Source organism: Rhizobium sp. FG96 (genome assembly GCF_057808655.1).
Genome location: NZ_JBMDIL010000015.1, coordinates 181046 through 201953 on the forward strand (window position 1 = coordinate 181046; position 20908 = coordinate 201953).

Annotated in this window: 18 protein-coding genes and 1 pseudogene; 7 read left to right on the forward strand and 12 right to left on the reverse strand. The window is 61.9% G+C overall.

Annotated elements, in window-relative coordinates; genetic code table 11:
- Positions 1-34 precede the first annotated feature (34 nt).
- Positions 35-946: an SMP-30/gluconolactonase/LRE family protein gene (locus ACODR6_RS26205; RefSeq protein WP_489025243.1), complete on the forward strand. Its 912-nt coding sequence runs from the start codon at positions 35-37 to the stop codon at positions 944-946.
- A 3-nt stretch (positions 947-949) separates the two neighbouring features.
- Here ACODR6_RS26205 and ACODR6_RS26210 read toward each other — a convergent pair whose 3' ends face one another.
- The 6 genes from ACODR6_RS26210 to ACODR6_RS26235 form a co-directional block, all read right to left on the reverse strand.
- Positions 950-1243, reverse strand: coding sequence for a MurR/RpiR family transcriptional regulator (locus ACODR6_RS26210; RefSeq protein WP_489025245.1), 294 nt, complete (start codon positions 1241-1243; stop codon positions 950-952).
- A 71-nt stretch (positions 1244-1314) separates the two neighbouring features.
- The gene (locus ACODR6_RS26215) at positions 1315-2061 is read right to left on the reverse strand and encodes a ThuA domain-containing protein (RefSeq protein ID WP_489025247.1); all 747 of its coding nucleotides are present in this window, start codon (positions 2059-2061) and stop codon (positions 1315-1317) included.
- A gap of 14 nt (positions 2062-2075) precedes the next feature.
- On the reverse strand, positions 2076-3161 hold the full coding sequence (locus ACODR6_RS26220) for an ABC transporter ATP-binding protein (protein WP_489025248.1): 1086 nt from the start codon (positions 3159-3161) through the stop codon (positions 2076-2078).
- A 19-nt stretch (positions 3162-3180) separates the two neighbouring features.
- Entirely contained in the window at positions 3181-4092 is a 912-nt protein-coding gene (locus ACODR6_RS26225) for a carbohydrate ABC transporter permease (RefSeq protein ID WP_489025250.1), read from the reverse strand.
- 1 nt (position 4093) lies between these two features.
- Positions 4094-4981, reverse strand: a complete 888-nt coding sequence (locus ACODR6_RS26230; RefSeq protein WP_489025252.1) for a carbohydrate ABC transporter permease — start codon at positions 4979-4981, stop codon at positions 4094-4096.
- 87 nt (positions 4982-5068) lie between these two features.
- A complete protein-coding gene (locus tag ACODR6_RS26235; protein WP_489025253.1) occupies positions 5069-6361 on the reverse strand; it encodes an ABC transporter substrate-binding protein in 1293 nt (430 codons plus the stop codon).
- A 199-nt stretch (positions 6362-6560) separates the two neighbouring features.
- Between ACODR6_RS26235 and ACODR6_RS26240 the strand changes: the two genes are divergently transcribed.
- The 3 genes from ACODR6_RS26240 (at position 6561) to ACODR6_RS26250 (ending at position 11017) form a co-directional block, all read left to right on the forward strand.
- Positions 6561-7565 (forward strand): Gfo/Idh/MocA family protein, encoded by a 1005-nt coding sequence (locus ACODR6_RS26240; protein WP_489025254.1) that lies wholly within the window; start codon positions 6561-6563, stop codon positions 7563-7565.
- Between the two features lie 113 nt (positions 7566-7678).
- The gene (locus ACODR6_RS26245; RefSeq protein ID WP_112719830.1) at positions 7679-8668 is read left to right on the forward strand and encodes a LacI family DNA-binding transcriptional regulator; all 990 of its coding nucleotides are present in this window, start codon (positions 7679-7681) and stop codon (positions 8666-8668) included.
- 105 nt (positions 8669-8773) lie between these two features.
- Positions 8774-11017 (forward strand): glycoside hydrolase family 2 protein, encoded by a 2244-nt coding sequence (locus tag ACODR6_RS26250; protein WP_489025256.1) that lies wholly within the window; start codon positions 8774-8776, stop codon positions 11015-11017.
- Between the two features lie 4 nt (positions 11018-11021).
- On the opposite strand, the gene ACODR6_RS26255 is transcribed toward ACODR6_RS26250, so the two are convergent.
- The 4 genes from ACODR6_RS26255 to ACODR6_RS26270 form a co-directional block, all read right to left on the reverse strand.
- Positions 11022-12137 (reverse strand): ABC transporter ATP-binding protein, encoded by a 1116-nt coding sequence (locus ACODR6_RS26255; RefSeq protein WP_203427929.1) that lies wholly within the window; start codon positions 12135-12137, stop codon positions 11022-11024.
- 3 nt (positions 12138-12140) lie between these two features.
- Positions 12141-13085, reverse strand: coding sequence for a carbohydrate ABC transporter permease (locus ACODR6_RS26260; RefSeq protein ID WP_199628891.1), 945 nt, complete (start codon positions 13083-13085; stop codon positions 12141-12143).
- Entirely contained in the window at positions 13082-14035 is a 954-nt protein-coding gene (locus ACODR6_RS26265; RefSeq protein ID WP_112719834.1) for a carbohydrate ABC transporter permease, read from the reverse strand. Before ACODR6_RS26265 ends, ACODR6_RS26260 begins: the two co-directional genes overlap by 4 nt.
- An 83-nt stretch (positions 14036-14118) precedes the next feature.
- The gene (locus ACODR6_RS26270) at positions 14119-15375 is read right to left on the reverse strand and encodes an ABC transporter substrate-binding protein (protein ID WP_112537114.1); all 1257 of its coding nucleotides are present in this window, start codon (positions 15373-15375) and stop codon (positions 14119-14121) included.
- Positions 15376-15689: 314 nt separating this feature from the next.
- On the opposite strand from ACODR6_RS26270, the gene ACODR6_RS26275 reads away from it, so the two are divergent.
- Entirely contained in the window at positions 15690-16745 is a 1056-nt protein-coding gene (locus ACODR6_RS26275) for a LacI family transcriptional regulator (RefSeq protein WP_489025259.1), read from the forward strand.
- On the opposite strand, the gene ACODR6_RS26280 is transcribed toward ACODR6_RS26275, so the two are convergent.
- Positions 16708-17508 carry an endonuclease/exonuclease/phosphatase family protein gene (locus ACODR6_RS26280; protein WP_203430055.1) on the reverse strand — a complete coding sequence of 267 codons (801 nt, stop codon included), beginning with the start codon at positions 17506-17508 and terminating at the stop codon, positions 16708-16710. The two genes, ACODR6_RS26275 and ACODR6_RS26280, sit on opposite strands and share 38 nt — an antisense overlap.
- Before the next feature lie 68 nt (positions 17509-17576).
- Here ACODR6_RS26280 and ACODR6_RS26285 point away from each other — a divergent pair, with 68 nt between their 5' ends.
- Positions 17577-18545 (forward strand): lysylphosphatidylglycerol synthase domain-containing protein, encoded by a 969-nt coding sequence (locus tag ACODR6_RS26285; protein WP_203427927.1) that lies wholly within the window; start codon positions 17577-17579, stop codon positions 18543-18545.
- On the opposite strand, the gene ACODR6_RS26290 is transcribed toward ACODR6_RS26285, so the two are convergent.
- Positions 18495-20033, reverse strand: a complete 1539-nt coding sequence (locus ACODR6_RS26290; protein WP_489025261.1) for a phospholipase D-like domain-containing protein — start codon at positions 20031-20033, stop codon at positions 18495-18497. The genes ACODR6_RS26285 and ACODR6_RS26290 overlap by 51 nt on opposite strands.
- Positions 20034-20205: 172 nt before the next feature.
- On the opposite strand from ACODR6_RS26290, the pseudogene ACODR6_RS26295 reads away from it, so the two are divergent.
- Positions 20206-20862: pseudogene (locus ACODR6_RS26295) on the forward strand (TIM barrel protein); the annotation flags it as partial.
- Positions 20863-20908 lie beyond the last annotated feature (46 nt).

Below are 20908 nucleotides of genomic sequence, written 5' to 3' on the forward strand. Positions count from 1 at the left end.
AGACACGGCCAATCGCTTTGGGAGGAGCAATTCAGTGTCCGAAACCCCGCTCTACGACATCCGTGACGAACGTTTCCGTGGCCTGATCGCCGGCAGCGCCCGGCTCGAGGAACTCTATAGCGGCTGCCGCTGGGCCGAGGGTCCCGTCTGGTTCTCCGACATGAACTGCCTGATCTGGAGCGACATCCCGAACGAGCGGATGATGCGCTGGGTTCCGGATGGCGGCGTCTCCGTGTTCCGCTCGGCATCCAACTATGTGAACGGCAACACCAGGGACCGCCAGGGCCGGCTGGTCTCCTGCGAGCACGGCGGACGGCGGGTCACCCGCACAGAGGCCGATGGCCGCATCACCGTTCTCGCCGACAGCTACAACGGCAAGCGGCTGAATTCGCCCAACGACGTCGTCGTCAAGTCGGACGGTTCGGTCTGGTTCACCGATCCGAGCTACGGCATCATGTCCGATTATGAAGGGCACAAGGCGGACGAGGAGCAGGAGACGCGCAACGTCTACCGCATCGATCCGCAGAGCGGCAAAGTCGAGGCCGTGGTGACCGATTTCATCCAGCCGAACGGCCTCGCTTTCTCCCCGGATGAAAAGCAGCTCTTTATCGCCGATTCAGGCTCGTCCAACCACGAGGTTCCGCGCCACATCCGGGTATTCGACGTCATCGACGGCAAGACGCTGGCCAACAGCCGCTTCTTCTGCACGATCGACAAGGGCGTTCCCGATGGCTTCCGCTTCGATGTTTCAGGCAATCTCTGGAGCAGCGCCGCGGATGGCGTTCACTGCTTTGCGCCCGACGGCACCCTGCTCGGCAAGATCCTGATTCCGCAGACGGTCTCGAACATCTGCTTCGGCGGCTTCAAGAAGAACCGGCTGTTCATCACGGCCACCCAGTCCGTTTATTCGATCTACACGACCACCAACGGCGCGCAGTATCCGTAAGGCTCAGGAGGCGCGGCGGGCCGATTGGCGCAGGCCGTGCTGAAAGCCCTGCTTCATCTCGGCGAAACCAGCGAAGCCGAGATGCTGGGCGAACCGCACGACGCTGGTCTGCGAGACCTTGCAGCGCTCGGCGATCTTCTGGCTGCTTTCGAAGGCGAAAACATCAGGCCGCTCGGCCGCGAGACGGGCGAGTGCCGCCAGCCGCTCCGGGACGTTGCGATGCACTGCCGCCCAGAAATTCTTGCTGATCAGGAATTCGTGGACGTCGCTTTCAGCCTTCAGCGAAATCTGCTGCATCGCATTCCTCCTCGATGGATACCGCCCGCGGAGGCCGGGGCGAGACCGCCCCAGCCCCCACGGGAGGAAGCTCAGACCTTGCCGTCAGGGCGCGGATGCAGCGCTTCGGCGCGGTGCCAGTTTTCCAGGATCCGGCCATCCCTGTGCTTCTGCTCGGCCCAGCGGATGCCGTTCGAGATGACCTTGTGGATCGTCTTGTCGTGATAGATCGGATAGGTCTCGTGGCCTGGGCTGAAGAAGAAGATGCGACCGCGGCCGCGCTGCCAGATGCAGCCGCTGCGGAACACTTCACCGCCTGAGTACCAGGAGATGAAGATCAGCTCGTCCGGCTGCGGAATGTCGAATGGCTCGCCGTACATTTCCGAAGCATTGACCTCGAAGAACGGCGGCAGACCCTCGGCGATCGGATGCGAGGGATTGATGACCCACACACGCTCCAGATCGCCCGCCGGCGACTCGCGCCAGGAGAGATTGGCATTGGTGCCCATCAGCCGGCGGAAAAGCTTGGAATGATGGCCGGAATGCAGGATGACCAGGCCCATGCCCTTCAGCACCCGCTGCTGGATGCGGTCGATCAGCCCATCGCTGACCTCCTCATGCGCCATGTGGCCCCACCAGAGCAGCACATCGGTATCGTTGAGCAGAGAATCCGGCAAACCTTCGTCCGGATCATCCAGCGTGCCGCGGCGGATCTCGAAGTCGGGATGTTTGATGCCGGCCGCGATCGCGCCATCGATCCGGTCAGGATAGATATCCTGCACTTCCTTGTGCACCTGCTCGTGCCGGCCCTCGTTCCAGATCGTTACCTTGATCGTCATGATAGTCCTCGATGTTATGAAAGATTGGCCGAGCGGATGACCCGGCCCGACGCGTCGAAGAGGTGGCAGGCAGCCGGATCGGCCGAGAGCGAGACGCGATCCCCGGGCCGGACGGCAATATCGCCATCGGCGCGAACGATGATCGGATCCTGCGTAGTGCCGACGGTGATGTAGGTTTCGACGCCGAGCCGCTCGACGATCGCCACCTCCGCATTGAAATTGCCCTGCCCCTCGCCGACGATCTTCAGATGTTCGGGCCGCACGCCGAGACGCACTTCGCCCTGCGGCACCGATGCGGCATCGGGCATATCCATTCTCAGCCCGATCGGGCTATCGAGCGCGATCCGGCCCGCCTGCCGCGTCGCCGTCGCCGTCGCCGGGATTACGTTCATCTTCGGCGAGCCGATGAAGGTCGCGACGAATTCATTCTCCGGCTGATGATAGAGGCTCATCGGCGCGCCCTGCTGCGCAACCATGCCCTTGTTCAGGACGACGATCCGGTCAGCCATCGTCATCGCCTCGACCTGGTCGTGGGTGACATAGACGACGGTCGCCTTGAGCTCGCGGTGCAGCCGCTGCAGTTCGGCGCGCATCTGCACGCGGAGTGCGGAATCGAGGTTGGAGAGCGGCTCGTCGAACAGGATCAGCGACGGCTTCTTGATGATCGCTCGGCCGATCGCCACGCGCTGGCGCTGACCACCCGAGAGAGCCGCCGGGCGGCGATCGAGGTAATCCGTCAGCTGCAGGATCTCGGCGACGCCCTCGACCTGCTTGCGGATTTCCGCCTCCGGCACCTTCTTCAGGCTGAGCGAGAAGCCGATATTCTCGGCGACCGTCATGTGCGGATAGAGCGCGTAGGACTGGAACACCATGGCGATGCCGCGTTTGTCCGGCGGCACATCGTTGATGCGCTGGCCATTGAGGATCAGGTCGCCCTCGTCGATGCCTTCCAGACCGGCGATCATGCGCAGCAGCGTGGACTTGCCGCAGCCCGACGGGCCGACGAAGACGGCGAACTCGCCGTCCTCGACGGTGATGTCGACGCCCTTGATGACTTCCAGCGCACCGTAGAATTTGCGGACGTTCTTGAGATTGATCATTCGGTTTCTCTTTCTTGTCTCAGCCCTTCACACCGCCAGAGAATGTCTGGACGAGGAAGCGCCGCGCGAAGCCGAAGGCGATGACGGCAGGCAGGAGGTAGATGAAGGCAAGGGCCGCCAGCAGACCGTAATCGATCTCATTGATGCGCAGGAAGGCGCGGAAGAGACCAAGCGGCAGCGTCTGCAGCTCCGGCGACGACAGGAAGATCAGCGGCAACAGGAAATCGCCCCAGGCCGACATGAAGGTGAAGAGACCGGCGGCGGCCAGACCCGGCAGCGCCAGCGGAATCAGCACCCGGCGGATCCGCTGAAGCATGGTGGCGCCGTCCATGACCGCCGCCTCCTCGTAGTCACGCGGCAGCCCATCGAAGAAGGTCTTCATGATCCACAGCGCCAGCGGCAGCTGCATGGTGGCGAGCACCAGCATGATGCCGAGATAGCCGTCGATGAAGCCGGTCCAGCGCATGATGTCGCGGGCAAAGCTGCCGAACTCCGGTCGCAGCACCGCGCCCTCTGCATTGTTCAGCGTCAGCAGGAATTTATAGAGCGGCACGACGAGCGCCGTCGGCGGCAGTACGCGGATCAGTAGGATGGCGTAGAGGAAGGGCAGCTTCCACCAGGCCCGGGTGCGCGACAGCGCATAGCCGCCGAGACCGGCGAGCACCATGACGATGAAGGTCGCGCCGCCAACGACGAAGAGCGAGTTGAACAACCACTTCGCGCCGTCCTCCTTGACGAAGACACGAGCGTAATTGGCAAACGTCCATTGCTCCGGCCAGCGCAGAAAAAGCTGCGCATTGCCATCGAAGGAGGCGAGCAGCACCCAGAAGAACGGCACGGCGCAGAAGATCGAGATCAGCGACAGCGTCGCATACGCGAGAAGGTCGGAACGCGTCTTGTTGGCGCTTTCGCTTGGAGAGATGACGGCCATATCAGATCTCCACCTTCATGGCCCGCACATAGGCAATACCGAGGATCAGCGAGATGACCAAAGCAACCACTGCGACCGCAGCGCCATAGCCGAGCTGGAAGGCCGTGAAGGACTGGTTGTAGATATAGATGCTGACGAGCTCGGTCGCTCCGCCCGGACCACCGCGGGTCAGCGCATAGACGAGACCGAAGACGGCAATCGTCGAGACGGCGGAGATCAGCATATAGAGCAGGATCGTCGGCATCATCAGTGGCAGCGTGATGCGGCGGAACATCTGCGACGGGGTCGCGCCATCCATGCGGGCAGCCTCGTAGATTTCGTTGGGAATGGTGCTGAGACCGGCGGTGAGCAGGATCATCGCCGTCGCGATACCGCGCCAGGTATTGACGATGATGATCATCGCCAGCGGGAACGTGTTCAGCCAGTCGGCGGGCGTGATGCCGAAGAAGCTGACGATGCGCGACAGCGTCGCGTGTTCGCCGCCGGCCAGCATCGAAATCCACATGAAGCCGGCAACGACTTCAGGCGCCGCATTCGGCAGCAGGATGATCGACGAGAAGATGCGCCGGAAACGGATTTCGCGGCGAAGCGCCATGGCGGAGACGAGGCCGAGCACGAACTGCCCGATGATCGCCGAACCCATGACGAAGAAGAAGGTGACGAGCAGCGAGTTCCAGAACTTCGCGTCGTTGAACAGCCGCGCGTAATTGCGGAGGCCGACGAAGCGCGGGCGGAGCGCCGCAGCACCCGTCATGGCCTCGTTGGTGAAGCTCAGATAGAGCGAATAGAGCGCAGGATAGATGACGAACGCCAGCAGCAGCACGAGCGAGGGCAGCAGGATGATGAGAAGCTGGCGCTCGGCGCGGCGTTCATGAGAGTTTCTGATCATCGAAGCTCACAACCTTATCGAATGAACCGGGAAACGCGGCAAGAGCGCCGCGTTCCCCAATCTTGGGCGGGAGAAAGTAACCCAAGCTTACTTTACGGCGTCGTCGCCGAGCGTTTCCTTAACGTAGTCGACCAGGATCTTCTGGGCGCCAGCCGCATCGGTTTCCTTGCGCAACAGCGCTTCGGTTGCGCGGGCAACACCTTCCGAGACGGTACCGAAGCCGGAAGCCTGCTTCAGGAATACACCGTTTCCGGCAGCCGCATGGATCGGAACGAGTTCCGTCAGCTTCTGGAAGTCGGCATTCTTGGCCGCATCCTTGCTGGCCGGAATGTTGCCGATGCGGGCAGCGTAGGAGACCTGCGTTTCGACCGAGCCGATTTCCATCAGCGCCTTGATCGCCAGTTCGGCATTGGCCGACTTGGCATTGACGGCCCACGGGGCGGCAAGGTTGGCGAGAACGTACTGACCGCCGCTCTGGCCCGGAACCGTCCAGGTGCCGACGACCTTGGTCACGTCAGGGATCGGGTTCTTGCTCTCGCGGCCCCAGTCGAAGATGTAGCACCAGGAGCCGCAGGTGGTGGCAGCAAGCTTGCCCTGCGGGAACATCTCATATTTCGGCACGACCCACGGCTCCGGTCCGAGCAGCGGCTGAACTGGCATCAAGTCGTTATCAATCAGCTGCTTGTAGACGTCGAAGACATCCTTGACGCCTTCACCGTTCAGATCGAGCTTGCCGTCGGCATCGACGATCTGCGGCGTCTTGGAGCCGACGATCAAATGCTGGAAGCCTTCATCGAACGCACCGCCGCCCCAGGCGACACCGGCCGGGAAGAGCAGACCGTAAGCGCCGGTCTTCTTCTTGATCTCGGCAGCGCGATCGAGCAGGTCCTTCCAGTCCTTCGGCTGGTCGGTCGAGATGCCGGCCTTTTCGAGAACGTCCTTGCGATAGTAGATTTCCTGAATGCCCAGCATGAAGGGCATCACATAGGTCTCGCCATCGGGGCTGACGGCCAGCTGCTTGGCGACGTCATAGAGACCATTATAGCCTTCCCAGGCCTTGAATTCCTTGGTGACCGGAGCGAGGTAGCCCGCCTCGACCATATCGGCAACGGCCGATGCCGTCGGGATCGAGAACAGGTCGGGCGCATTGCCGGCGCCGAGTTCGGTCAGAAGCTTGGTGAGATAATCCTTGTCCGGCGCCGGATATTCGACGACTTCGACCGTCACGCCATATTTCTTTTCGATGCGCTCGACCGTCGACTTCATGGCGTCGATGCCCGACTGACCATGGTTGGCGATGCGGATCGTTTCAGCATGGGCCAGCGTCGAGACCGCGCTGAGCAAAATGGCGCAAAAGCCACCGATAACCGTCTTCTTCAACGGAAGTCCTCCCTCTTTAAAACATGGCGCCCTCCAGCACCTGCGGAAAATGTACACGCATTCCTATCCCTGACAAGTCGATTTTCACAGCGATCTTCATCCAAATTTTAATGCATTGATTTTCAATCATTATTTATAACTTGCCAGCTGCGATTGCTTTGTGTAATCGTTTGCACAATAAGTTTCGGGAGGATTTTTCATGGTTCAGAAACTGCGCCTCGGCGTCATCGGCGCCGGGCTGAAAGCGGCCGAGTATGCCGCTAGCTGGGCACGCATGCCCGAGATCGAATTCGTCGCTCTCGCCGATACGATCCCGGCCTCGCGTCAGCGGCTGATCGACGTCTGCACGGCAGCCGGCGCACCGGCGCCCGAGGCGTTCGAGGACTATCGCCAGATGCTCGCGACGCGCCGTGATGCGCTCGATATCATCTACATTTCCACGCCGCACGCATTCCACGGCGAACAGGCTGTCGCGGTCGCCGAAGCGGGCCTCGATCTCTTCCTCGAAAAGCCGATGGTGACGACGGTTGCCGAAGCTGAACGGCTGATCGCGGCGCAGAAGAAATCAGGCGTCACCATCGTCACCGCCTTCCAGGGCGGCCTCTCGCCACTGGTCCTCGACACCCGCAAGCGCGCGGTGGCCGGCGAATTCGGCGATCTCATCGCCATCTCCGGCATGATCTGGGAAAGCTGGGCATCGAACTATAGCGGCCACTGGAAGCAGCAGCCGGAAGTCTCCGGCGGCGGCTTCATGTTCGATACCGGTGCGCACATGATGAACACCGTCTGCCTGCTGGCGAACTCGGATTTCGAGAGCGTCTCGGCTTACATGCACAATCACGGCCGGAAGGTGGATATCGCAACCGCAGTCTCCGCCCGGCTGAAGAACGGCGCGCTGGCGACCCTGACGGCCGCCGGCGAAGGCCCTCCCGGCTGCGCCTCCTACATCACCTTCTTCTATTCCAAGGCGATCGTTCGCATCGACGCCTGGGGCGGCTGGCGTGAAATAAGCTTCGGCCGCACCAGCGAAGCCCGTGAAGAGGCCGAAATCCTCGGCAATCCCATGAAGAACTTCCTCGCAATCCGCGCCGGAAGCATGGAAAACTCCGGCTCCGTTGAAATGGGTTTGCGATTCGCTAAGCTCTGGGACGCAATCAAGGAATCGGCAGCGGCGGAGGGAGTGCCCGTCAGGATCGCCGACTAAGGCAATTCCAGCAAAACTGCGCAACGGTTTTGCGTCCGGAATTGCGTAACAAGGGATAGACCGTTCCGCCACTCGAAGAAGAGCGGAACGGGTCTGGACGGGTGGGAACAGGCATGAGCAGGAAACGCATCACCTCCAAGGAGTTGGCAAAGCTCGCCGGCGTATCCTCGGCAACGATCTCGCGCGCCTTCTCGCCGGATTCCCGCATCGGCAGCGCCACGCGCGACCGCATCCTGGCGGTCGCCCGTGAGCACGGATACCAGCCGAACGCCATTGCCCGCTCGCTGAACAACCAGCGCTCGCGGCTCGTTGCCCTCGTCGTCAACGCGATCGGCAACCCCTGCGAGGCGGAAGAGCAGCAACTGCTCGTCCACCGCCTGCAGGCCCGCCAGCTCCTGCCCATCATTCTCTGCTGCGCCGATCACTCGGACCGCCTGCAGCTGATGCGGCTCGCCTCGACCTATCAGGTCGATCACGTCGTCGTTTTCTCCGACATGGTCTCGATGCAGGATGCCGTCGACATCTTCCACACGACCAAGCCGATCATCGTCTCCTTCGAGCCGCTGGAAAACGAGAACGTCTCGAGCATCCGCATCGATGGCGCCGTCGGCGCCGCCGAGATCATCGACAAGATCGTCAAGGACGGGAAGAAGCGCTTTGCTTATCTCTCCGGCACCAAGTCGAGCTGGATCGACAAGCTGCGCCGCAAGTGGTTTGCCGATGCGCTCGCCAAGCACGGTCTCGATTTCGAGGCCGAAGCCTTCGGCGACTATTCCTACGATTCAGGCTTCAAGGAAGCCGTCATGCTGCTGCACCGCTCGAAGGTCGATGCGATCATCTGCGGCAACGACGTCATGGCGATCGGTGCACGCGACGCGGCCCGCCGCGTGCTCGGCAAGAACACGCCCGGCGATATCGCAATCGTCGGCCAGGACGGCATCGCTATGGCCGCCTGGGACTGCAACGACCTGACGACGCTCGGCCTGGACCATGTCGCCTTCATCGACGCCGTGGTCGAGGTGATCGAGCGCCACGAGCAGGACATCGAAGGCCCGCACAACATCACGCTTGCCTGCACGCCCCGCTGGGGCTCCACCGCCTGAGGCAGCGCTTTTCATTGCATCGAGGAGGAATTTCCGTGACCATCATTTCATGCGCGCGCACTTCGCATCGAACCATTGCCCACGGCTGCAGCAAGGAAGTTTGATATGCGTTCCGTCGTCTCCTTCAACGAATCCTGGAGCTTTCACGAGGGCTTCGGCCAGCGCCTGCTCGACGCCTTCGACGGCAACACCACGATCAGCCTGCCGCATACCGCCGTCGAGCTGCCGTTCAACTATTTCGACGAGAAGACCTATCAGCGCGCCTTCACCTATCAGAAGGTCCTGCGCTGGATGCCGGAATTCGACGGCCGCGAAATCTCGATCGTCTTCGATGGCGCCATGGCCGACAGCGTCGTCTATCTGAACGGCGAGGAGATCATTGCCCACAAGGATGGCTACACGCCTTTCGAGGCGCGGCTGACAGGCAAGCTCGTCAAGGGCGACAACCTCATCACCGTCAAGATCGACGGCAGCGAGAACCCCGCCATCCCGCCCTTCGGCGGCCGTATCGATTACCTCACCTATGCCGGCATCTATCGCGACGTGTGGCTGAAAGTCACCGGCGCCGTCTCACTGCGCAATATCAAGATCGAGACGCAGGACGTGCTCGCCGATGTAAAATCGGCAACGGTGCGCTGCCAGCTGTCGAACCCGCAGCATGCCACCTTCCTCGGCACTGTGACGGGCACGATCCGCGACGCCTCGGGCGTGGTGATCGCCACCGCGACGGCCGAGACCACCGGCGAAGACGTGACGCTCGCCTTCGGTAGCCTGACCGGCATCGCGCTCTGGGATATCGCCAATCCGGCGCTCTATGAGCTCACCGTCGATCTGAAGACCAGCCACGGCTCGGATCGCCTCGCTTCGAATTTCGGCTTCCGCACCGCCGAGTTCACGCCCGAGGGCTTCCTGCTGAACGGCCAGCCGCTGAAGCTGCGTGGCCTCAACCGTCACCAGGCCTATCCCTATGTCGGCTATGCCGCGGGCCGCTCCGCGCAGGAGCTCGACGCGACGATCATGAAGACCGTGCTGAAGTGCAATATTGTCCGCACCTCGCATTATCCGCAATCCAAGTGGTTCCTCGATCAGTGCGACCGGCTCGGCCTGCTCGTCTTCGAGGAGATCCCCGGCTGGCAGCATATCGGCGATCTCGAGTGGCAGAAGGAATCGATCGAAAACGTCCGCCGCATGATCGAGCGCGACTGGAACCACCCGTCGATCATCATCTGGGGCGTGCGCATCAACGAGTCGCTCGACAGCCACGATTTCTATGCCGAGACCAACCGCCTCGCCCGCGAGCTCGATACGACCCGCCAGACCGGCGGCGTCCGCTACCTGACGGAAAGCGAGCTGCTGGAAGACGTCTACACGATGAACGACTTCATCCTCGGCAACGAGGAACTGCCGGGTGCCAACCGCCCGCGCACCGCGCTTCGCCCGCAGCAGGAAAACACCGGCCTCGCCCACAAGGTGCCCTACCTGATCACCGAATATAACGGCCACATGCATCCGACCAAGATGCACGATCCCGAGCAGCGCCAGGCCGAGCACGTCCGCCGCCATCTCGAAGTTCTGAACGCCGCCTATGGCGACCCGGATATTTCAGGCGCGATCGGCTGGTGCATGTTCGACTACAACACGCACAAGGATTTCGGCTCCGGCGACCGCATCTGCTACCACGGCGTCATGGACATGTTCCGCGAGCCAAAATTCGCAACCTATGTCTATTCCAGCCAGTGCGAGCCCTCAGATGAAGTCATCATGAAGCCGGTGACCTTCTGGGCACGTGGCGAGCGCAGCATCGGCGGCGTGCTGCCGCTGATCATCCTCACCAACTGCGACGAGGTCGAGCTGAAGTACGGAACGCTGACCAAGCGCATCGGCCCGGACCGCGAGAACTACCCGCACCTGCCGCATCCGCCCGTCGTTCTCGATCACCGGCATTTCACGGCGGACGAGCTCGGCACCTGGGGTCTGGAATGGATCGATGGCGAATTCACCGGCTTTATCGATGGCGAGCCGGTCGCGCATCTGACGCTTGCAGCCGATCCGCTTCCGGCAAGACTGGAGCTTGCGCCTGACAGCACCGTCCTGAAGGCCCGCGAACGCGACAGCACGCGCGTCATCATCCGCGCGCTCGATCAGCGCGGCCAGCGCCTGCCCTTCATGGAAGACAGCATTGGCCTGCGCGTCGAGGGACCGGCAAAGATCGTTGGCCCGACGAGTGTGCCGCTGCAGGGCGGCACGGCCGGCTTCTGGCTGGAGGCGACCGGACTTACAGGCACGATCACGGTGGAAGCGACCTCAAGCCGCTTCCCCGCCATCAGCTTCAGCGTTACCGCCGGCTGAGAGATCAGGCGATCCGCAGCTGGCTCTGCGGATCGAAGAACACCGCCTTGTCGAGATTAAAGGCAAGGCGGGTGTTCTGCCCGGCTTCGATCCCGGCATCGGCGCCGAGGCGCGCGACGACGGACTTTCCGCCAAGCTTGGTAACGGCAAACGTATCCGCGCCCGCGGGCTCGACAACTTCGATCATGCAATCACCATGCGACACCGATTTCGCCTTGCGATCTACGCCGTCGAGATCGGTCAGCGCTTCCGGGCGGATGCCGAAGATCACCGGCTTGCCATTGTAGCTGGTCAGGCTGTTATTGCCCGCCGGAACCGGCAGCTTCAGCGGCTCGCCATTCGGACGGTCGAGCGAGACCTGCAGTCCACCCGAGCCGTTCTCGACGGTGGCGTTCAGCAGGTTCATCGCCGGCGAACCCATGAAATCGGCCACGAACACATTGGCCGGGCTGTTATAGATCTCGGCAGGCGTGCCGAACTGCTGCAGCACGCCATCGCGCAGCACGGCAATCTTGGTCGCCAGCGTCATCGCTTCGATCTGGTCATGGGTGACGTAGACGATCGTCGTGCCCATGCGCTGGTGCAGGCGCTTGATCTCCGTGCGCATGTCGACGCGCAGCTTGGCGTCGAGGTTGGAGAGAGGCTCGTCGAACAGGAAGACCTGCGGATTGCGCACCAGCGCGCGGCCCATGGCAACGCGCTGACGCTGGCCGCCGGAGAGCTGGCTCGGCTTGCGATCGAGCAGATGACCGATCTGCAGCATTTCCGAAACCTGCTTGATCGCCTTGTCGCGCTCGGCCTTCGGCACGCCGCGGATTTCCATGCCGAAGGCGATGTTTCCGGCAACGGTCATGTTCGGGTAGAGCGCGTAGCTCTGGAACACCATGGCGATATCGCGCTTCGACGGATGCAGGTCGTTGATCGCCCGGCCGTTGACGCGGATCTCGCCCTCGGTGATCGACTCCAGGCCGGCGATGGTGTTGAGCAGCGTGGACTTGCCGCAGCCGGAAGGGCCGACGAGCACGAGGAAGCCGCCCTCTTCGAGCTCGAGGTCGATCCCCTTGAGGATGTCGACGGCGCCGAAGCGCTTCTTGAGACCGGAAATTTCAAGGAAAGCCATGGATCACCCTTTGACGGCGCCCGCCATGAGACCGCGCACGAAATAGCGGCCGGCGAGAATGTAAACGATAAGCGTCGGCACGGCGGCGATCATCGCAGCAGCCATGTTGACATTGTATTCGACCACCCCGGTCGAGGTGTTGACGACGTTGTTCAGCGCCACGGTCATCGGCATGGATTCACCGGTGCCTGCGTAAGCCGAGGCGAACAGGAAGTCGTTCCAGATATTGGTGAACTGGTAGATCACCGTGACGACGATGATCGGCAGCGAATTCGGCAGCATGATGCGGCGGAAGATCTGGAAGAAGCTTGCACCATCGACCTGCGCTGCACGCACCAGTTCCGTCGGGAAGGCCTCATAGAAGTTCCGGAAGAACAGCGTCGTGAAGCCGAGACCGTAGACCACATGCACAAAAACCAAGTTCACGGTCGGATTGCCGAAACCGAAACTCATGCCTGTCGCATTCTGCAGCGTCATCCCGAACCGGCCGAAGGCGCCGAGGATCGTTGCCATCGGCAGCAGCACCGACTGGAAGGGGATGAAGCAGGCAAACAGCATCAGCCCGAAGACCAGCGTATGGCCGGGGAAACGCCACTTGGTCAGCACGTAGCCGTTCAGAGCGCCGAGTACAGTGGAGATTGCCACCGCCGGCACCACCATCTTGATCGAGTTCCAGAAGTAGCCCTTGATGCCGGCGCAGGTCAGGCCGACGCAGGTCTCGCCCCAGGCTTTGAACCAGGGATCGAGTGTCGGCGATTGCGGCAGCGACAGCATGTTGCCGTTCTGGATCTCGTCCATGGTCTTGAACGAGGTGACCAGCATGACGAAGAGCGGCATCAGGTAGAGAACCGCAAAGATGATCAGCAGGCCGTAGATGGCCGTACGGCTGATCCACCGGCTGCCGTTACCCTGCGAGACGGCGATTGTCGAGGAGGTCACGCTGCTCATCGCGCCTTCTCCTTCAGTTCGGAATAGAGATAGGGAACGATGATCGCCGAGATCGTCATCAGCATGATGATCGCGCTCGCCGAACCGACGGCCATTTCGTTTCGCTTGAACGTGTATTCATACATGAAGTTGGACGGCAGCCAGGCCGAGCCGCCGGGGCCGCCCGAGGTCAGCGCCACGACAAGGTCGTAGGACTTGATCGCCATATGCGCGAGAACGATGAAGGCCGAGAGAAACACCGGCCGCAGCAGCGGAATGATGATGCGGCGATAAAGCTGCAGCGTCGAAGCGCCGTCGATCTGGGCCGCCTTCATGATCTCGCCGTCGATGCCGCGCAGGCCCGCCAGGAACATCGCCATGACAAAGCCGGACGCCTGCCAGACACCGGCGATGACGACGGTGTAGATGACGAAATCCTTGTTCTTGATCCAGTCGAAATGGAAGCTCGTCCAGCCGAACTGATGCAGCGTCTGTTCCAGGCCGAGACCCGGATCGAGGAACCACTTCCAGGCAACACCAGTGACGATGAAGGACAGAGCCATTGGATAGAGGAAGATCGGCCGAAGAATGCCTTCGCCGCGGATCTTCTGATCGAGAAGGATCGCCAGGAACAGCCCGAGCGCCAGGCAGATACCGATATAGAGGAACCCGAAGATGCCCATATTGGTGATCGACGTGTACCAGGACGACGGCGGATCGCTCTCGAAGGTCCAGCGCCAAAGCCGCTGATAGGCGCGCGGCCCGGTCAGGTCATAAGACGGGAAGGTCTTGGAATTGGTGAAGGACAGATAGGCCGTCCAGACGATGAAGCCGTAGACGAAAATGATGGTGATCAGGAAGCTCGGCGCCAGCACGATCTTCGGCAGGGCATCCTGCAACCGGCCGCGAATGGACGCGCGGGTCGAAGGATTGGACGTCAGGACCGGATCGGTGGTCGCAACAGTGCTCATAAATCAATCTCCTCCCCGCATCATTCCTGCAGGGCGCAAAGGCCTCCCCGCACTGTGCGGGGAGGCCGGATGTCGAACAGGTATTAGCGAGCGTCGTCGATCGCCTGAACGAGCTGGGTCACAGCTTCGTCGGAGGTCTTGATCTGGCCGTGAACGAACTTCGAAACGACGTCCTTATAGGCATTGGCGATTGCCGGAGGCGCGCCGTAACCCTGAGCGAGCGAACCGAACAGCGTGCCGCCGTCGTTTGCCTTCTTCAGGTCGGCGATACCCTTCTTGCCGCAGGCGTCGAAGGCCGTATCCGGAACGTCCGTACGGGCCGGAACCGAACCCTTGACGACGTTGAAGGCCGACTGGAAGCTCTTCGACAGCGTTGCCGTTGCGAGAGCGACCTGGGCTGCCTTGCGGTCTTCAGGAACGTTGAACATGCCGAACATGTCGGAGTTGTAGATCACGCTGCCATCGGTACCCGGGAAGCGGTAGCACAGGAAGTCCTTGTCCGGGGTCTTCTTGGCGGCGACGAATTCGCCCTTCGCCCAGTCGCCCATGACCTGAACCAGCGCATCACCCTTGATGACCATCGCCGTTGCCAGGTTCCAGTCGCGGCCCGAGAAGTTCGGATCGACATACTTGATGATCTTGGCGAGGTTATCGAAGGACTTCTTCATCGTGTCCGACTTCAGAGAGTCTTCGTCGAGATCGTTGAAGGCCTTCTTGTAGAACTCAGGACCGCCGGTCGACAGAACGATCGAGTCGAACATCGTGGCTTCCTGCCAGTTCTGACCGCCGAGAGCGAGCGGGATGACGCCGGCTGCCTTTGCCTTGTCGAGCAGGGCGATCAGGTCGTCGAAGGTCTTCGGCTCGGTGCCGCCGATCTTGTCCATCACGGCCTTGTTGATCCAGAGCCAGTTGACGGAGTGAACGTTGACGGGTGCTGCGACCCACTTGCCGTCATAGACGGAGAATTTCTGCAGAGCCGCCGGAACGGACTTGTCCCAGCCTTCCTTCTTCGCGGTCTCGGTCAGGTCGCCCATGACGCCGGCCTGAGCGTAGTCGAGAACAGTGTAGCCGAGCATCTGGGAAGCGGTCGGATACGTACCGGCAGCAACCATTGCCTTGAGTGCGGTCATTGCAGCGTCGCCGCCGCCGCCGGCAACCGGCACGTCCTTCCAGGCGTAACCTTCCTTGGAAAGGTCGCCCTTCAGCACGTTGAGAGCCGCGGCTTCACCGCCCGAAGTCCACCAGTGCAGCATCTGCACTTCCTTGACGTCGGCAGCATGAGCGCCGAACGCAGCCATCATCACGGCAGCAGCAGCCACCGAGCCCAAAAACTTGCGCATAGTCTTCCTCCCGTTTGCAAGTCGGCAGCGAAAGCCTCCCTCCGCCACCCTGAATGCCTCCCGCCACCCCGGGCGGGAAAACATGCCGAAGCCGATCCGGCCGCGGTTGACAATTTAAAACGATATAAATTACCCGCCGTCAAGTCTTTCTCGACTTCCGAGAAAAAAGATTATTAATGACGCAAGATACTGAAATTATTATGTAATGCCTATTTTTCGTCAGAAATCCCAAAAATTTAAAACGTTTTCATAACTTTATTGCTTGCAATGCATCTGCCCGTTATGTTGATTGCCGCAGCCCCAGGAAGGCCAAGTTGACCGATCCGATAAAGCCGCCCCGCGGCGAAAACCAAGACAACCTGCTGAGACGTGGCAAGCCGACATTGCGCACGATCGCCAACCTGACGGGATTGGCGGTGACGACGGTATCGCGCGCGCTGAGCGATGCGCCGCAGATCTCGCTGGAAACCCGCGAGCGCGTGCACAAGATCGCCCGCGAGATCGGCTACCTGCCGGATCGCGCCGCGCAGCGCCTGAAGACCGGCCGCACCAATGTCATCAGCATCCTGCTCGACTCCCACCAGGAGGTCGTCGGCTTCGGCACCTCGATCATGTACGGCATCGCCAAGGCTCTGAAAGAAACCTCTTACCATCTGGTGGTCGCGCCGAACTTCCTGTCGACGACCGAGCTGGAAGCCGCCGAATACATCGTCCGCAACAATTTCGCCGATGGCGTGATCTTCACCCGCACCGAACCCTTCGATGCGCGCGTGCGCATGCTGATCGAAACGGGCTTTCCCTTCGTCAGCCACGGCCGCACCGAATTCTCGACGCAGCATCCCTATGTCGATTACGACAACTACGCCTTCGCCTATGAGGCAACCGCCCGGCTGATCGCCAAGGGCCGTACGAAGGTGACCATCCTTCTGCCGCCGCGCCGGCTGACCTTCTACCAGCACCTGCTGCATGGCTTCATGACCGCAGTCAGGGAAGCAGGCGCGAGCTACGAAATCTCCGAGGCGATCACGCTCGATTCCTCCGCCAGCGATATCCGAGACTATGTGCGCAGCCGCGCCGCCGGACCTGACGCCCCCGACGGCTTTATCTGTCCCGGCGAAGTCTCTGCTCTCGCCACCATCACCGGCATGAGCGACGCCGGAAAGCAGCTGGCCGAGGACTACGACATCGTCGCCAAGGAGCATTCGCGCCTGCTGACGCAGCTGCAGCCCAAGGTCGAGACGATCTACGAGGATCTGGTCGCCGCCGGCGAAGAGCTCGGCCGGATGCTGATCCAGCGCATCAACGATCCCGAGGCGACCACCGGCATGCAGCTCATGCAGACGCCGCAGATCGCATTCCCGCCCTTGTAAGCGCCGCCGACGGCTCGATCTCCGCCAATAGCGGCAGATGATCGGACGCCCGCCGCGCCAGCGGATCAGCAAGTGCCGCCACCCGCCTGACGCCAAGGCCTTCGGAGACGAAGACATGATCGATCCGCAGCACAGGCAGCCGTGACGGATAGGTCGGCCGCGGCTTACCGCCCGCAAGCAGCTGAACATCGCGAAACTGCCGCGCCAGCATCCGGTAGGCAGGCGACAGGGGGATGGCGTTGAGATCGCCGCAGATGATTGCCGGTGCCGCCTGAAACTCCGGCGAACTGATCCAGTCGCGCCCAAGCAGCGTCGCCACCTGCCTCGACCGGTCGATGCCCCGCAGGCCGAGATGCGTGTTGAGCACATTGAACTGCAGCCCATTTGCAATGACCTGCAGCCATATCGCACCACGGGCTTCACCAACTGACGGCAATGGACCCGCGCTCATTAGCTTGGTCGGAAGCGCCGTCAGGATCGCATCGCCATATCTCTCCTCCTCCACATGCAGGGCCGGATGGAAATGCGCCTCCATCTTCAGGAGCGTGGCGATCAGATGCGCCTGATCGATCCCGCCCGTCCGTCTACGGCCGACATCGAGCTCCTGCAAGGCAATGATATCCGCACCCGATGCGGCAATGACATCGGCAACCCGCTGCGGATCCAGCCGCCGGTCGGTGCCGATGCAGCTATGAACATTGTATGTGAGAACCTTGATGAGTTTGGCGTCTTGAACGGCCACGGGGTCGGAGAATGTGCTCATGCCGTGGGAACCCGTTTTCACGTTGTTTCGTTCCATCAACGGAAACTGCATAGCAAGACGGAAACCTCATGCCGGGCAAGCGCCTCATTATCAACGCCACCCTCGTCCTCGGGCTACTGCTGGCCGCCTACCTGCTCTACAAGGTGTTCAGCCGCTATTCGCTGGACGAGGTGATGCAGTCGATCGCCGCCATCCCGATATCGCGGCTAGCCGCAGGGATCGGCTTTGCCGCCCTCTCCTACCTTTGCCTCACCGGTTTCGACTGGATGGGGTTGCGCTACGCCGGCAAGCCGCTGAGCTACCCGAAGGCAGCGATCGCTTCCTTCACGGGCCTCTCCATCGGCCACAATCTCGGTGTCGCGGCGCTGAGCAGCGGCGCCGTCCGCTACCGCTATTACTCGCGCTGGGGCCTCAGCACGGAGGAGGTCGCCAAGGTCATCCTGTTCTGCGGCGTCACCGTCGGTATCGGCCTTGCTGCCCTCGCCGGCATCGCGCTGCTCGTCAATCCCGAGGATGCCGCCAATCTGCTGAAGCTTAGCCCATCCGGCCTGTTCGGTCTCGGCGTCGCCTGCCTGGCGATACCCGCCGTCTATATCCTGCTATCGGCGACCGTCCGCGCTCCACTCCGGCTCTGGAAATGGAGCTTCGAGATGCCGTCGCTGAAGCTCGCAATCGGGCAGGTGGTCATCGGAACGCTGAATTTCATCTTCGTATCTGCCTGCCTGCATCAGATGCTGGCGGCGCAGGGCGAGGCGAGCTTTGTACAGACGGCAACCGCCTTCGTCCTCGCCAACATCGCCATTCTCATGACCCACGTTCCCGGTGGCCTCGGCGTGCTCGAGGCGACCGTCAGCCACGTGCTGCCGGGTGCGGCCTCGATCGGTGCTCTCGTCGCTTTCCGGGTGATCTACTTCCTGCTGCCGCTCTTCATCGGCCTGCCGATCCTCGGGATCAGCGAGCTGGTGCTCCGCAACCGGAAACCATCGTCAGAAGAACACGCTGACCAGACGGCCAACGCGCAGGCGCAGCCGATGTAGCGGCCAATAAGGACGGCGGGGATCGACGATCGCGGTACCGGGCAACGGCGTCGTGCCACCATGGGCGATATCGACGGCAAAATGGCGCAGACCGCGCTCGCGGCAGTTCAGCACCTCGATCGTCTCGAGCAGCGACCGCTTTTCGCTTTCCATCTGCCGAACATCCTCCGGCGCCGCATCGAGATGCTCGGCAATCAGCCGGTGGCGCAGCGCGGTGATCGCCTGACGATGCCCCTCCGTCTCCGCCTCGATCGCCAGATCGCATTCGGTATCCAGCCCCTCGGAGCGATTGTTGAGATTGGAGGAACCGATGCGGATGAAGGCATCGTCGACGATCATCAGCTTGGAATGAATGACGATTTCCTTCTCGCCACCCTGTTCATCGGGCACCACAGCATACATCACCCGAAGGCGGTCATAGCGATCGATCCGCTTTAGCCGCCGGATCAGCCGGTCGCGATTATTGCCCATCGTCAGCTTCTCGATGAGACCATGCGAACTCTTGGTGACCAGCACCGCGATCTCCGGCCCTTCGATCTCCTTCAGCCGCTTGGCAAGCTCGCGGGCAACGCCGAAGGAAGCGAGATACTGCGTCTCGATATAGATGTGCTTGCGTGCCGCGCGGATCGCATCGCGCGTCAGGCGAAACGCCTCATAGTGACCGCGCTTGCCGATCAGGCCGGGCTCCGTGAGCGCAATGGCCGCTGCCGCATCAGTCATCTCCGCGGCAACAGCAAGCGGCCACGCGGCATCCCGCACCGGCGACGGCTCGATCTTCTGACCGGTCGCCTTCTTCCAGCGGCGACGGGCGACATCGCCGATCAGGCTTGCCGCCTGCCCCGAAACCATCGACTGCATATCATGCACAGGCTCGTAAGGCGTGCCGTCAGGCGAGCGGCGAACCGGATTGCTGACCCGGTGATCCGGTTCGTCCCAGCGCCGCGCCGTCAGGTCGATACCGCCGAGAAAACCGAGACTGTCGTCGATCGACACCAGCTTCTGGTGATGGCAGCCGCGCAGCGGATGGCGGAGGTCAAAACGCATGGTGATCTGCGGATGAGAGGAGAAGCCGCTCTCGCGGAAAAGCCGCAGCGACTTGCCGGAATAGACAGGCCCCATGCCCCAGACGAGAATGCGGATCTGCAGCGCCGGATTCTCGTCGGCAAGCGACAGCAGCAATTCACCGAGCGTTTCCGAGCTCTGCTTCGGCCGCAGCCGGATATCGGGATTGAAATCCCAGCCGACGATCCAGATCGTCTGGCGCGCCTGCCGCAGCGCCTGATCGAGCGCCGAGAAATAAGCAGCACCATCGACAAGGAAGGCAACTTTCGAGGCTTTGCCGGACCGCCAGGCGTTGCGGCCGGTGCGAATGATGCCGCCGGGCACTGCCGGGACGGCAGCCTTCATCGTCCGCCGGGCCGCGCCGGCGATGAATTCCATGGTATTCGCCGTTTTGCGGCTTGCGCCGATCGCCTGAAAATCCGTCATTCCGTGCCCGCTGCCCCACGCTTTTTCGATGCGTCCCTTAACGTGCGAGGCTTCGCCGAAGTTCCGGCGCGAGATGCAAAAAAATCCTGATGTCCAAGAGCTTGCGGCAATCGCGGCCTTGCCCCGGCGATAGATTTCGCCCATCCCTTGAGAAAATCGGGAGGACCACGCTATGCGAAACTATTCAGCCTGCATCGAATGGCTCTTTGCCACGCCGGACGACCGCTTCGAAGACCGCATCGCCCACGCCGCCGCGGCCGGCCTCGGCTTCATCGAATTCTGGCGCTGGACCGACAAGGATCTCGACGCCATCCAGGCCGCGCTGAACCGCACCGGTCTCAAGGTCTCTAGCCTTGTCGCCGAGCCGATGATCCCGCTGACCGACATCAACAACCGCGAAACCTGGCTGGGGGGCCTCACCCAATCCATCGCCGTCGCTAGACGCCTCGGCGCCCCCGTCCTGATCGCCCAGGCCGGTGACGATCTCCCCGGCCTCTCCCGCCAGGAACAACGCGAGGCCCTGATCGACACGCTGCGCGCCGCCGCCGACATCCTTCAGGGCACCGGCGTCCGCCTCGGCGTCGAGCCGCTCAACACCCGCATCGATCATATCGGCTACTATCTCGAGTCAACCCGCGAGGCACTCGACATCATCGACGACGTCAACCGCCCCGAAATCGGCCTCACCTACGACATCTACCATTCCGCCGTGATGGACGAGAAAACCGAAGACGTCATCGCCAACCGCATCTCCCGCATCATCCACGTCCACGTGGCCGACCATCCCGGCCGGAATGATCCGGGCACAGGCAGGATAGACCGTAAGCCCACGGTGAAGGCCGTCTTGCGATGACGGCCTGCTGACTGCGAGTCCT

Bases quoted from the DNA above. Each gene is read 5' to 3' on its own strand.
- ACODR6_RS26260 (WP_199628891.1), bottom strand. From the start codon at position 13,085: ATGAGCAGCGTGACCTCCTCGACAATCGCCGTCTCGCAGGGTAACGGC.
- ACODR6_RS26230 (WP_489025252.1), bottom strand. From the start codon at position 4,981: ATGATCAGAAACTCTCATGAACGCCGCGCCGAGCGCCAGCTTCTCATC.
- ACODR6_RS26285 (WP_203427927.1), top strand. From the start codon at position 17,577: ATGCCGGGCAAGCGCCTCATTATCAACGCCACCCTCGTCCTCGGGCTA.
- ACODR6_RS26270 (WP_112537114.1), bottom strand. From the start codon at position 15,375: ATGCGCAAGTTTTTGGGCTCGGTGGCTGCTGCTGCCGTGATGATGGCT.
- ACODR6_RS26265 (WP_112719834.1), bottom strand. From the start codon at position 14,035: ATGAGCACTGTTGCGACCACCGATCCGGTCCTGACGTCCAATCCTTCG.
- ACODR6_RS26255 (WP_203427929.1), bottom strand. From the start codon at position 12,137: ATGGCTTTCCTTGAAATTTCCGGTCTCAAGAAGCGCTTCGGCGCCGTC.
- ACODR6_RS26290 (WP_489025261.1), bottom strand. From the start codon at position 20,033: ATGACGGATTTTCAGGCGATCGGCGCAAGCCGCAAAACGGCGAATACC.
- ACODR6_RS26240 (WP_489025254.1), top strand. From the start codon at position 6,561: ATGGTTCAGAAACTGCGCCTCGGCGTCATCGGCGCCGGGCTGAAAGCG.
- ACODR6_RS26215 (WP_489025247.1), bottom strand. From the start codon at position 2,061: ATGACGATCAAGGTAACGATCTGGAACGAGGGCCGGCACGAGCAGGTG.
- ACODR6_RS26210 (WP_489025245.1), bottom strand. From the start codon at position 1,243: ATGCAGCAGATTTCGCTGAAGGCTGAAAGCGACGTCCACGAATTCCTG.
- ACODR6_RS26280 (WP_203430055.1), bottom strand. From the start codon at position 17,508: ATGAGCACATTCTCCGACCCCGTGGCCGTTCAAGACGCCAAACTCATC.
- ACODR6_RS26250 (WP_489025256.1), top strand. From the start codon at position 8,774: ATGCGTTCCGTCGTCTCCTTCAACGAATCCTGGAGCTTTCACGAGGGC.
- ACODR6_RS26245 (WP_112719830.1), top strand. From the start codon at position 7,679: ATGAGCAGGAAACGCATCACCTCCAAGGAGTTGGCAAAGCTCGCCGGC.
- ACODR6_RS26225 (WP_489025250.1), bottom strand. From the start codon at position 4,092: ATGGCCGTCATCTCTCCAAGCGAAAGCGCCAACAAGACGCGTTCCGAC.
- ACODR6_RS26220 (WP_489025248.1), bottom strand. From the start codon at position 3,161: ATGATCAATCTCAAGAACGTCCGCAAATTCTACGGTGCGCTGGAAGTC.